The following is a 12,706-nucleotide window of genomic DNA, read 5'->3' as shown; positions in this document are numbered from 1 at the left end:
CCACCCGCCCCGATCTCACGGGCCGCCGTGGCGCGCCGAACCGATCCGGGGCAGCGCGGTGAGCCGATAGATCGCTCGGGGCGGGAGCACCAGCAGCAGCGCCGTGACGATCCGGGCATCGACGCCGACCACCTGCCGTGGCGACGGGGACCGCGACATCATCGCTCGCAGGACCGCCTCGGCCACCCGGTCGGGCGAGGTGCCGAAGCCGCTGAGTCGGGACACGTAGCGCCGGGCGAAGTTCATGATCGACCGGTACGGCCCGCCGCGATCCGGCAGCGTGGGCTGCAGTTCGCCGAGCACGCCGGTGCCGCGCCGCCAGATCGGGGTCGCGATCACGCCGGGCTCCAGCAGCGACACCTTGATCCCGGCGGGATGCAGCTCGCTGCGCAGGGCGTCGGCGAGCCCGACGAGGGCGTGCTTCGACGCCGCGTACGGGCCGAAGAGCGGCCCGACGATCCGGGCGTCCAGCGAGCCCATCAGGACGATCCGCGCATCGCCCCAGGTCCGGGCCCCGGCGCGCAGGGCCGGCAGCAACGCCTGGGTCACCTGCAGTTGGCCGGTGACGTTGATGTCGAGCTGGCGCCGGAACTGTTCGATCGGTACGTACTCCAGCGGCCCGGGCAGTGCCGCTCCGGCGATGTTGGCCAGACCGTAGAGCGGGCCGGCCGCGATCACCTCCGCTGCCGCCTCCCGGACCGCGGCGTCGTCGGTCAGGTCGAAGACGACGGTACGGATCCGGGCGCCGAACTCGGCCCGCACCTGCCGGGCCGCCGCCTCGGTCCGGACGGCCGCCCAGACGGCCAGGTCACGTTCCACCAGCGCCGCAACGGTCGACCGGCCGATCCCGCCGGACGCACCGGTCACCAGGATCGACCGCCGGCCGGCCTCGTCGTCCTGCGCTCCAAGTCCCATGCCCACGGATACCCAGAACGGGCTTCCGGCAACCGGGGCCTATCGCTGCGGCCGGGCCGGGTCAGGAGGCGAGGGCCACGCCGACCGCGTCCTCGATCGAGCGCGGGCTCTGCAGGTGGTTGTTGCTGATCATGGAGAAGACGAGCAGTCGGTCGTCCTGGGTCGTGACGTAGCCGGACAGGGCCGAGATCCCGGTCAGAGTGCCGGACTTGCCGCGCAGGTTGTTCGCCGCCGCGGTGTCGAGCATCCGGGTGCGCAGGGTACCGCCGACCAGGCGTTCCGGGTTGCCGGCGACCGGCAGGCCGTCGTACCACTGCTGCCACCATGGCTCCTGCCGGGCGGTGATCAGGACGTCGGTGATGCTGTCGGCAGTCAGGTTGGTCTTCCGGGCGAGGCCGGAGCCGTCGTTGATCCGGAGCCGGCCGGTGTCGACGCCGATGCTCTTCGCGTAGTCGGTGACGACCTCGAGGCCCGCGGGCCAGCTGCCTTCGCCCTTCTCGACGGCGCCCATCGTCTTGACCAGCGTCTCGGCGTGCATGTTGTTGGAGAGCTTGAGGAACGGCGTCATCAGTTCACCGACCGTCATCGACTCGTCGCGGGCGAGCCTGCGCGCCTCGGTCGGTGCCGCGGCGGCGGTGATCTCGCCGGACACACTGATGCCCTCCTGCTTCAGGGCGCGGCGGAACACGTCGGCCGCATAGAGCTGCGGTTCGGACACCGTCACCTTGGCCTGGCCGACGGCGGCGTCGACCGGGAGCGAGCCGGTGACCCGAACGGTGTTCGTACCGTGCTCGCGCTCGACCCGCAGCGTGTTCTCCGAACCGGCCGGTCCGGTCGAGGCGGTGTTGGCCAGCTTGATCACGCCGTTGGCCGGAAGGAGTGCGAGCCGGACCGGGGCACCCGGCTCGGCCGCGGGCCGGTGCTCGACGATGACGGTGCCGGAGTCGTAGTCGGTGTTCGGGGCGAGCGTCAGCGCGGAGATCTGGGCCGAGTAGTAGGACGACTCGTCGTCCCCGCCCCAGCCGTCGCCCAGCCTGACCTGATCGAAGTACGTGTCGTCGGCGACCAGGTCACCGTCCACCCGCCGGATCCCGGCGGCCCGGAGTTGCTCGGCGAGACTCCGGTAGTCCGCTTCCAGGGCGGTCGGATCGCCGTAGCCCTTGAGATACAGGTCGCCGCGCAACCTCCCGCCCCGCACGGCCGCGGTGGCCAGGACGTCGGTGTGGAAGCGGTACGACGAGCCGAGGACCGACATCGCCGCGGTCGACGTGAAGATCTTGGTGTTCGAGCCAGGCACCATCCGCTGATCACCGTCGCGGTTGTACAGCGTTTCACCGGTCGTCGCGTCGCGGACCACCAGCGCAACCTGGGAGCCGTCGTAGACCGGGTCGTCCAGCAGGGCGTTCAACCGTTCCGGCAGCGTCGGGCCGGGATCCGCGACCGACGGCCCGGCCGACTGGGTGATCACCAGTCCGACGGTCACCAGCACGGCGACCCCGAGGACCGCGATCCGCCTCGACACTCTGTTCAACCAGCCGCTCACCAGAAGGCCCCTTCCGTGTGTCCGCCTCAACCCGGCGGACTATAACAGGGTTATGGAGCCAGGGCGCGACATCGCCACCATGATCAACAACGGGAGCCGGGCGATCACGCCGAGCCCGATGCCTTCGGCGGGCGGCCGCCTCGGTCACCACGGAGATGAGCCGGTCGCCCACGGGGGCCGGACGATGTGCTGATCTCTCCCGGGCATTGCTTCGCGTGCCGATCTCGGATAACGTTATCCGTGGGATAACGATATCCCACGCGTAGCTCCGCTGCCGTGCAGCGGTGATGCGGCTGGCTCGCTTGCGGCCTCGACCCGACGAATGCTCCCCCACCCTCAACGAAGAAGGTACCGATCATGAGTCCCCTGCAGGCTGCTCCGCGCGGCCACTCCACTGTCCTCCCACGGGCGCTGGCGCTCGCGTTGGCGCTCGGGATGCTCCTGCTCATCGGGCCGGTCCCGACCCCGCCGGCGAAGGCCGAGGTGACCGGCACCTGCGAGGTGCGGATCCACCCCACGACCAGCGCGGCCGGCTTCACCCATCCCGGCATCGGGCTGACCGAGCCGATCCTGGAGAACGTGCGCGACCAGCTCGCGGCCGGGGCCGAGCCGTGGGTGTCCGGGTTCGAGGCCCTCAAGCAGTCCAGTGCCGCCGGCGAGAACGTACGCCCCTCCAATGCCTCGGCCGCAGACCCGACGAAGCCTCGCACGGACGCGTTCAACGCAGGCACAAGGGGGTTGTTCGAGGCGGACGGCCTGAAGTCGTACACGCAGGCGGTGCTGCACGTGCTCACCGGGAAGGAGGTGCACCGCCGGAACGCGCTCGCCATCCTGCGCAACTGGGAGCAGATGAATCCCGCCAAGTACGAGTACTACGTCGACTCGCACATCCACAACGGCATCCCGCTCTTCCGCATGGCCTCCGCCGCGGAGCTCCTTCGGTCCACCAGCTGCGGCGACGATCAGGCACTCGAGTGGACCGAGGCCGACACCCAGGCGCTCAGCAAGAACCTGATCAGGCCGGCGATCGCCACGTTCATGTCGTCCCCGGACCACTTCATGAATCAGCACAACTACCCGCTGCTGGGCTCGATGGCCGGGGCGATCTTCATGGACGACAAGGACCTGTACGCGGAGAAGGTCGAGTGGTTCACGGTCAACTCGACCGCCAAGGACCGCGGCTTCAACGGCTCGATCAAGTGGCTGGCCCGCTGGGTCGACAAGAACGACAAGACCGGCGAACCCATCGACGACCCGCATGTCCAGTTGACCGAGATGGGCCGCGACCAGGCGCACGGCGGCGGCAACCTCACGAACTTCGCCGCGCTGTCCCGCATGATGATGGCCCAGGGCACCTTGGTCGACCCCGTCGAGGGCACGGTCTCGACCGCCGCCGACGCCGTCGGTCCGTACGAGTTCCTCGACGACCGGATTCTGAAGGCCGCCGACTACTTCTGGCAGTTCATGTCCGGCCGGGACCCCGAGTGGACGCCGATCGCCTACGCGATCTCGCCCGATGGCACGATCCGCGACACCTACAACCACATCGCCGACGGCTATCGCGGCCGGTACGCGACCGCGAGCTTCTGGGAGATCTATTACCACTACCGGTTCACGCTCGGCAAGGATGTCGCGGAACTGGCGCCGTTCTTCGCGGAGGCCTACGCCAAGCGTCCCGGGCCGGCTGTCATCGGTTGGGACGGCCGCGACGGCGGCGGCGACTCGTGGCTGTTCGCGCCGGCCGAGGCGACCGGCGAATCGGCTCCGCCGCCGGCCGCCGACCCCAACCTCCGCGAGGTCGAGCAGCGCTACACGCACCTCGCCGGGGACGTCGAAGCCGTCGACGGCCACGTGAGGCTGGCCGACGGTTCGAAGATCGCGTACCTCAGCGGCGCGACCAACCTTCCGCAGCAGGGTTTCCTCGTCCGTACCGAGGGCGCTGCCGTGATGCATCTGGGCGGCGCCAGTCACGACAACACGGTCCGGCGCGACCGTACCGTGAACGTGCCGGACACCGGCGGCGAGTGGCGCTACGTGATCGTCGAGAGGCCGATGGACAACATCGTGTTCATCGAGACGCAGGGCGCGGCGGTCGACCTCGACCACATCAACGTCGCCGGGGCCGAGCTCGACGGGCCGGTCTTCCCGGAGGACGCGGCCGACCGGATCGTCGGCTGGAAGGGCGCCAAGATCACCCTTGACCTCTCGGCGGCCGCCGCCGACGGCACGACCTACACCGCGACCGGGCTGCCACGGGGCGCCGTGCTCGACCCGGCCACGGGAACGTTGACCTGGACGCCGGATCAAGCCGGCAGCTGGTCGGTCACCGTTGCCGCCGACGACGGCTCGGTCGTCGCCGCCCGCCGACTGACCATCGACATCGCCAACAACCGCGGGGGTACGTTCCGGCTCGCCGAAGGCCGCCTCGACCTCGACGACGGCTACGAGTCGGGGACCGAGGCCGCGTACACCACCGCGCGCGACGCCGCCGCGGACCTGCGCCGCCGCGGCTCCGACGCCGAATACCTGGCCGCGCTGGCGGACCTAGTGGCGGCCGTCGACGGGCTGCGCCTGATCTCGCCGAAGAGTGCTGTGGACGGCAGCCTCGACTACCCAGAGCTCGTCGCCTCCTCCACTGCGGGGGACCGCACCGCGCTCCTCCTGGACGGGGACGAGCAGACCGGCACCGTCTATCCCCAGGCCGTCAACCTGTCGCACACGTTCGACTTCGGACCCGACTTCCGGGTCTCGGCCAGGAAGTTCGGGTTCCAGAGCAACATCTTCGCCGACCGCCTCGCCAACTCGACGATGTACGGCTCCAACGACGGCACCACCTGGACCCGGATCACGCCCGGAGTCACGGCGTTCACCCAGGACTTCAACACCCTGGACGTCGCCCCGGAATTCCGGGACGACCAGTTCCGGTACCTGAAGATCCAGATGATCGAACCGCTGCCGGACGTCCTGTACGGGATCATCCGGGGCCTGTTCGAGATGACCGAGTTCCACATCTACGGTGAGCGCCACGAGATCGGCAATCTGATCAAGTCGGCGTCGCTCAAATCCGACGACGCGGTCGCGGGCAAGATCGCGGTCGGCGACACCGTGACCGCCACGGTCACCACGAAGGAGCCGGTCGACTCCCTCGCCGTGAACGTCCTGGGCCTGACCGCGAACGCGACCTCGGATGACGGCATCACCTGGACCGCCGCGGTGCCGCTCGACGACGTCGAGGCCGGACCGGTCACGTTCTCCGTCGATTACACCGCCGACGGCAGGGCCGGCCCCACCCTGTACGGCACCACCGACGGCTCCAAACTGTTCGTCGGCGGCGACCGCGACCAACGCATCGACGTCGCGAACCTCGCCACCGTCACCGCCTCCTCCGGCGGATGGCCGAACGGCGTGCCAGGCCCCGACGAGGTCGGCTACCTGCTGTTCGACGACGACGCCGACACGGCCGGCGATCTCAACACCGGCGTGGGCTCGTACTACACGATCGACTTCGGTGCGGGTGCTTCCGTACGCCTCGACGAGGTGTTCTTCCTGCCGCGCCTGTGCTGCACCTCTCGGTCCGACGGCACCATCGTCCAGGGTTCCCACGACGGCCAGACCTGGACAGACCTCACCGAGCCGCTGACCAAGACCGCCGCCGGCGTCTGGCAAGGGCGGACCGTCGCGGACGCCACGTACTACCGCTACTTCAAGATCTACAACCCGAACCGCTGGCACGGCAACCTCGGCGAGGTCCAGTTCTTCGGCGACCTCGCGTGACCCTGAGGAGGGGACCATGTCCGACCATCAGAACCATCGGGCCATCTTCCGGCGGCGCAACCTGCTGAAGGGCGCGGTCGCCGCGGGCGCCCTGGCCGCCTCGGGCGGCGGTCCCGCGATCGCTCGGGCCGAGGAGGGCACCGCTCAGGCGCTCACCCATCCGGGAGCGCTGCACACCAGGGCCGACCTCGACCGGATGAGGGCCAAGGTCGCCGCCGGCGCCCAGCCGTGGAAACAGGGCTGGGACAGGCTGGTCGCCAACGCCCACTCGCAGAGCGACTGGACGCCGCAGCCGGTCGAGGAGATCGTCCGCGGCAACACCGACAAACCGCAGAACTACTGGCTGCTCTACCACGACGTCCACGCCGCCTATCAGAACGCGCTGCGCTGGCAGATCAGCGGCAGCACCGCGCATCGCGACGCGGCGGTACGGATCTGCAACGCCTGGTCGGAGACGCTGAAGTCCATCTATTGGCCGCCGTCGGACTCCCGGCTCGCCTCGGGCATCTACGGGTACCAGTTCGCCAACGCCGGGGAGCTGATCCGCGGCGCGCCCGGGTTCGACCTGGGGCGGTTCCAGGGCATGATGCAGACCGTCTTCTACGAGCTCAACAGCGACTTCCTGATCAGGCACAACGGCACCTGCGACACCCACTACTGGGCCAATTGGGACCTGTGCAACATGGCCTCGATCATGGCCATCGGCATCCTCCGCGACGACCAGACGCAGATCGACGAAGCCGTGGACTACTTCTACAACGGCAACGGCGCCGGGTCGATCAACGGCGCCATCCCGTTCGTCCACGGCGACCTGGCCCAGTGGCAGGAGTCGGGCCGCGACCAGGCGCACTCCATCATGGGCATCGGGCTGATGGGGGCCCTCCTGGAGATGGCCTGGAACCAGGGCATCGACCTGTACTCCGCCCGCGACAACGCCTTCGCCAAGGCGGCCGAGTACGTGGCCCGCTACAACCTCGGCTACGACGTGCCGTTCACGACGTACCGCAACTGCGACAACATCGAGCACACCGCCATCTCCACCGGCGGGCGCGGGCAGCTCCGGCCGGTGTGGGAGCTCGTCTACAACCACTACAGCGTCAGGCGCGGGCTGCGGATGCCCAACGTGGCACGGATGGCGGCCGTGGTGCGCCCGGAGGGAGGTGGTGGCGACTACGGCGGCAACTCCGGCGGCTTCGACGCCCTCGGCTGGGGCACCCTCGCGCACCTGCGTTCCACCCCGGCCGTCGTCTCCGGCGGCATCTATCACCTCATGTGCGAACGCTCCGGCAAGTTCCTGGAGAACGGCCGCTCCACGGTCGACGGGAAACCGGTGATCCAGTGGGGCGAGAACGGCGGCGTGCAGCAGCGCTGGAAGATCACCGACGTCGGCAGCGGCTATTCCAAGCTCATCTGCGAGCACTCGGGCAAGGCGCTCGACAACGTCAGCCTCACCGCCGAGGGTTCCCAGGTCAGGCAGTGGACCGATCGCGGCGGAGCCAGTCAGCGCTGGCGCATCACCGATGTCGGCGGCGGTGCGGTCGCGCTCACCTGCGAGCATTCCGGACTGGCCCTGGACAACCGCAACACGGAGGTCGACGGCGAGCCCGCCGTGCAATGGCGCACCAACGGCGGCGTGCCACAGCGCTGGCGACTGATCCGGGTCACCTGACAGGACGGCACAACGGAGGGGCCGAGCGCACTGCGCTCGGCCCTCCTGGTGTTCGGCGGTCAGCCCTTGATGGCTCCGGTCAGGACGCCCTTGGTGAAGTAGCGCTGGAGGAACGGGTAGACGATCAGGATCGGGACCGTGGCCAGGACGATCACCGCCATCTGCAGCGTGATCCCGGGCGGCGGTGGCTGGTCGGGAGAGACGACGGCGCCGGGAATCTGGACACCGGCCAGGACGTACTGCTGCAGGACCACCTGGATCGGCCACTTCGACGCGTCGTTGATGTAGAGCAGGGCATTGAAGTACGTGTTCCAGTAGCCCACGGCGTAGAACAGGCCCATCACGGCGAGCACCGGTTTGGAGAGCGGCAGGACGATGCCCAGGAAGATCCGCCACTCCCCCGCGCCGTCGATCCGGGCCGCCTCGATCAACTCGCCCGGCAGGTTCATGAAGAAGTTCCGGATGACGATCATGTTGAACGCCGAGACCAGGCCCGGAATGATCAAGGACCAGAGCGAGTCGAGCAGGCCGAGGGACTTGACCAGCAGGAAGTTCGGGATGATCCCGGCACTGAAGAACATCGTGGCCAGCACCATGATCAAGATCGCCTTCGACCCGGGCACCTGTCTGGTACGGCTCAGGCCCCAGGCCAGCATCGACGACGCGGTCAGCGACAGCACGGTGCCGACGACGGTCACCCACAGCGAGTTCATCAGCCCGCGCGCGACCGTGCCGCCGTTGAAGATCGCCCGGTACGCGTCCAGGGAGAACTCGGTCGGGAAGATCACCCCGGCCCGGGCCTGCGCCGGCGAGGCGAAGCTCATCGCGATCACGTACACCAGCGGGTAGAGCATGGTGATCACGATCATGATGATCACCACCGCCTTGATCGTCCGCAGCCACAGCGGCGCCGGGTCGAGCCAGGGCGGACGGCCGGTCTGCCCGGTCCGGGGCGGCGAAAGGGTCTGGGTCGCCATCAGAAGATCCCCTCCCCGCCGAACCGTTTGGCGAGCCGGTTGGCTCCGAGCACCAGGACGGTCCCGATCACGCCCTTGAGCAGGCCGGCGGCCGTGGCCACACCCCATTCGCCGCCGAGCACTCCGCGGAAGTAGACGAACGTGTCCAGGACCTGCGCGGCGTCGGCCCCGACCATCGGCTGCTGCAGCAGGAGCTGTTCGAAGCCGACGGTGAGGATGCTGCCGAGGTTGAGGATCAGCAGCAGCGTCGTCACCGGGAGCAGGCCCGGCAGCGTCACGTGCCAGATCCGGCGCCAGGCCGAGGCACCGTCGACGGCCGCAGCCTCGTAGCGATCTTGCGGAATCCCTGCGATGGCAGCGAAGAAGATGATCGTGCCCCAGCCGATGTCCTTCCAGATCCCCTGCGCGACCACCAGCGGTTTGAACGTGTCGGCGTTGGTCATCGCATCGAAGCCGACGACGCCCCAATCGCTGAGCAGGTTGGCGACCAGGCCGCCGCCGCCGAGCACCTGCTGCCAGACCGAGATGATGATCACCCAGGACAGGAAGTGCGGCAGGTAGACGACGGTCTGGACCAGCCGCTTGATCCTCCTCGACAGCAGCGAGTCGAGCAGCAGGGCCAGGGCGATCGGCGCCGGGAAAGCGAAGATCAACTGCAGGAACGCGATCACCAGCGTGTTCCGCAGCGCCGTCAGCACCTCGGGGTCGCTGAAGATCGTCAGGAAGTTGTCCAGGCCGACCCAGGGTGATCGGGCAAAGCCGCGGAACGGTGAGAAGTCCTGGAAGGCCACGATGTTGCCGAGCATCGGCACGTATGCGAACACGAGGAAGAACAACGCACCAGGAAGGATGAACGTGTACGTCCAGCGCTCGCGCCAGACCCGTTGGCGCAGCGTCAGGGTGCGGCGCTGCGGCGGCGTGGCGGTGGGCCCTGGTTCGCGCCCGGTGCGGGTCCCGGGCCCCGCTGCCGTACCCAGGCTCACCTGCCCGCGTCCTTGAGCACCTGGGTGTACTCGTCCTTGACCTGGGTCCCGCCCTGGCTCATGTAGTTGCCGATGAACGACTCGAGGTCATCGAGCGAGGCTCTGCCGGTGATCACGCCGTTCTCGAAGTCGGTCAGCAGTTGCTTCAGCTGCGCGCCCTTGGTGACGAAGGTCTGCGAGGCACCTTCCAGGCCTTCGAGCGGCCGAACGATCGAATTCTCCGCCAGAGACTCCATCACCTTGACGAACGAGTCGACCCACGGAGCCGCGTTCGGATGCACCCGGTACGAGTTGTCCCCGCTGGTGACGCCGACGTACTGGACGCCCAGCTCGGTCGCGTTCTTCGCGTTGGGGATCGGCATGCCGTGCTCATCGAAGTCGAAGTGGCGCCCCTCGATGCCCGAACCGACGAACAGGGCTTCCTCCGAACCGTACGGGGCCGAGAAGTAGTCCAGGACATTGAGGATCTCGGTGAGCCGGCCCTCGTCCTCGGCCGCCGCGGCCGAGACGCAGGTCGACCTGCCGTAGGGAATGTTCCGAACGACGACCTGCGCCGAACCGTCGAAACCCGGCAGGTCGAAGAAGTCGAACTTCGCCCCCGGAAGATCCTTCTCCCACTGGGACAGCCCGGTGGCACTGATCGCCGCGCCGACCGCGTCGTAGCGCAGCGCTGCACCCGAGACGATGTCGGCCGGCGTGGGCGACAGCGAGACCGGATCGAAGATGCGCTCGGACCAGGCGCGGGCCAGCCATGCGAGCATCGCTTTGTAGTTCTCGGTCTCGATCATGTGCACCAGGACGCCGTCGTCGTTCAGCTGCCACTCGGGGCCGGTCCGGAACAGCCGCTGGAACATGAGCGCCGTGGCGGGGTCGTACTTGTTCAGGCCGTACACCTTCTGGCCGCCGGGGCCCGAGCCGAGCGCCGAGACCTCCTTGAGCATGGTGAACAGCTGTTCTGCGTCGGTCGGGGCGCGGCCGACGCTGGTCTGCTCGACCAGATCGGCGCGCATGGTCGGCAGGTTGGTGAGCGCCCAGACGATGGAAGGGATCTGATAGATCCGCCCGTCCTTGAGGCTCGCCTGCCAGATCTCCTCCTTGCGTGCGGCCAGGTTGGGCCACTTGAGGATGTTGTCGCCGGACAGCGTCTCGGACAGGTCGGCGAAGGCGCCGTCGCGGATGCCCTGGAGATTCGCCGCCGACTGGTCGTTGACGAACACCAGGTCGGGCACGTCGCCGGAGGCGAGCATGGTGGCGAACTTCTGGTCGAAGACCGGCTGGGGCACGAACTGCGGCTCGAAGCTCACGCCGAGGCGCTTGTTCAACTCCTGCCAGTACGGATTCTCCTTCAACGGCTTGGACGGATCGCCCCAGGTGAGCTGGAAGCTGGTGACCTTGCCGCCGGAACCGGGCTCGCGGTTCACGGATTTGAAGTAGGTCTGCACCTGCTCGGTGTAGACGTTCTCCATCCCCGGCGTCTTCGTGGCGTGATAGGGCTGCACGTCGAGATCCGGGGCGGCCCGGTAGCTCGGCAGCGTGAACTCGGCCCCTCCCACGGCCGGACCGGCATCGTTGGAGCATCCGCTGAGGGCTCCTCCGGCGGCAAGACCGCCGACTCCGATACCGACGGCTCCGAGGAAGGTACGGCGGGACAACTCGACCATGGACTGGCCTCCTAGCGGCGTTGATGGAGGTTGAGCAACGTACGGATGGGAGCGGGCACCCCGTCCCTCTCAGCGCTATCGCGAACGCGAACAAGGCTCCGGGATAACGTTATCCAGCGTAACCGGACATCAGGAAAACGTCTATCCTGTGGAGCATGACCGCCCCGAAGTCCTACCGAGCGCCGGTGCTCGCCGACGTCGCCACAGCGGCGAACGTCTCCGTACCGACCGTGTCGCGGGTGCTCAACGGCACCAAGTACGTCGCACCCGAGCTGAAGCAGCGCGTCCACGAAGCGATCGCCGCACTCGGCTACCGGCCCAACGGGGCAGCTCGGTCACTGCGCTCCACCCAGCGCACGCTGGTGTCCGTCCTCGCCGGCGGCACCGCCAACTACGGCTACGCGCAGACGATTCAGGGCATCGAGATCGCCGCGCGACAGGCCGGCATGGCCGTCTCGATCACCGTGGTCGAATCGGCCTCCGACGAGCACGTGAAGCGCGCCGTCGACCTGACCCTTTCCCAGCCGACCGCCGGCGTCATCGTCCTCGAGTTCGACCGCGCCGGCCTGCGCGCCTCCCGGTCCCTTCCGGAAGGCCTGCCGATGGTGGTGGTCGGCGGCGGCTCACGGCGAGTCGGCCCGGTGGCGGCGGCCCTGATCGACGAACGTGCCGCCGGGCGCCGGGCCACGGAGTATCTGCTCGATCTCGGGCACCGGACCGTGCACCACGTCGCCGGCCCGACCGAGGGCAAGCACTCCGGCCGCACCGAGGGCTGGCGCGCTGCGCTGAAGGCCGCTGACGCCGCTGTGCCACAGGTCATGAATGCCGAGTGGGATGCACGGTCGGGCTATCGCTGGGGTGAGCGGATCGCCGAACGGCGCGACGTCACCGCCGTGTTCTGCGGCAACGACGAGATCGCCCTGGGCATCATGCGCGCCCTGACCGACCACGGTCTTGATGTCCCCCGGGACGTCTCCGTCATCGGCTTCGACGACCAGCCCCTGGTGTCGCTGTGGCGACCGGCACTGACCACCGTCGACCAGGACTTCGAGGACCTCGGCTCGCGCGCATTCGGGCTGTTGCTGCGCCAGACCGAGGGCGAGACCAACCTGCCCGCCTCCGTCGTGACCCCCGAGCTGGTGATCCGCGAGTCAACCGCCCCTCCGCCCCACTGACGAAGCCGT

Annotated in this window: 8 protein-coding genes; 3 read left to right on the top strand and 5 right to left on the bottom strand. The window is 68.6% G+C overall.

Annotated features, from left to right (window positions below):
- Positions 1-15 precede the first annotated feature (15 nt).
- The gene (locus BKA15_RS25730; RefSeq protein ID WP_218871567.1) at positions 16-915 is read right to left on the bottom strand and encodes an SDR family NAD(P)-dependent oxidoreductase; all 900 of its coding nucleotides are present in this window, start codon (positions 913-915) and stop codon (positions 16-18) included.
- A 61-nt stretch (positions 916-976) separates the two neighbouring features.
- Entirely contained in the window at positions 977-2,458 is a 1,482-nt protein-coding gene (gene dacB / locus BKA15_RS25725; protein WP_312879323.1) for a D-alanyl-D-alanine carboxypeptidase/D-alanyl-D-alanine endopeptidase, read from the bottom strand.
- Positions 2,459-2,815: 357 nt separating this feature from the next.
- On the opposite strand from dacB, the gene BKA15_RS25720 reads away from it, so the two are divergent.
- Both BKA15_RS25720 and BKA15_RS25715 read left to right on the top strand, forming a co-directional pair.
- Complete coding sequence (locus BKA15_RS25720) at positions 2,816-6,232, top strand: putative Ig domain-containing protein (protein WP_179755690.1); 3,417 nt, start codon at positions 2,816-2,818, stop codon at positions 6,230-6,232.
- 16 nt (positions 6,233-6,248) lie between these two features.
- Entirely contained in the window at positions 6,249-7,901 is a 1,653-nt protein-coding gene (locus BKA15_RS25715; protein ID WP_179755688.1) for an RICIN domain-containing protein, read from the top strand.
- Positions 7,902-7,960: 59 nt separating this feature from the next.
- Here BKA15_RS25715 and BKA15_RS25710 read toward each other — a convergent pair whose 3' ends face one another.
- The 3 genes from BKA15_RS25710 to BKA15_RS25700 are packed head-to-tail and all read right to left on the bottom strand — an operon-like array spanning position 7,961 to position 11,522.
- Positions 7,961-8,878, bottom strand: coding sequence for a carbohydrate ABC transporter permease (locus BKA15_RS25710; protein ID WP_179755686.1), 918 nt, complete (start codon positions 8,876-8,878; stop codon positions 7,961-7,963).
- Positions 8,878-9,861 (bottom strand): ABC transporter permease, encoded by a 984-nt coding sequence (locus tag BKA15_RS25705; RefSeq protein ID WP_312879322.1) that lies wholly within the window; start codon positions 9,859-9,861, stop codon positions 8,878-8,880. The genes BKA15_RS25710 and BKA15_RS25705 overlap by 1 nt, the downstream gene beginning before the upstream one ends.
- Positions 9,858-11,522 carry a type 2 periplasmic-binding domain-containing protein gene (locus BKA15_RS25700; RefSeq protein WP_179755684.1) on the bottom strand — a complete coding sequence of 555 codons (1,665 nt, stop codon included), beginning with the start codon at positions 11,520-11,522 and terminating at the stop codon, positions 9,858-9,860. Before BKA15_RS25700 ends, BKA15_RS25705 begins: the two co-directional genes overlap by 4 nt.
- 155 nt (positions 11,523-11,677) lie before the next feature.
- On the opposite strand from BKA15_RS25700, the gene BKA15_RS25695 reads away from it, so the two are divergent.
- Positions 11,678-12,697, top strand: a complete 1,020-nt coding sequence (locus BKA15_RS25695) for a LacI family DNA-binding transcriptional regulator (RefSeq protein ID WP_179755682.1) — start codon at positions 11,678-11,680, stop codon at positions 12,695-12,697.
- Positions 12,698-12,706 lie beyond the last annotated feature (9 nt).

The sequence above is a fragment of the Microlunatus parietis genome (genome assembly GCF_013407955.1).
Classification (GTDB): Bacteria; Actinomycetota; Actinomycetes; order Propionibacteriales; family Propionibacteriaceae; genus Microlunatus; species Microlunatus parietis.
The sequence above is the reverse complement of the archived record's forward strand: the minus strand, read 5'-3'. Positions and strand labels throughout refer to the sequence as shown.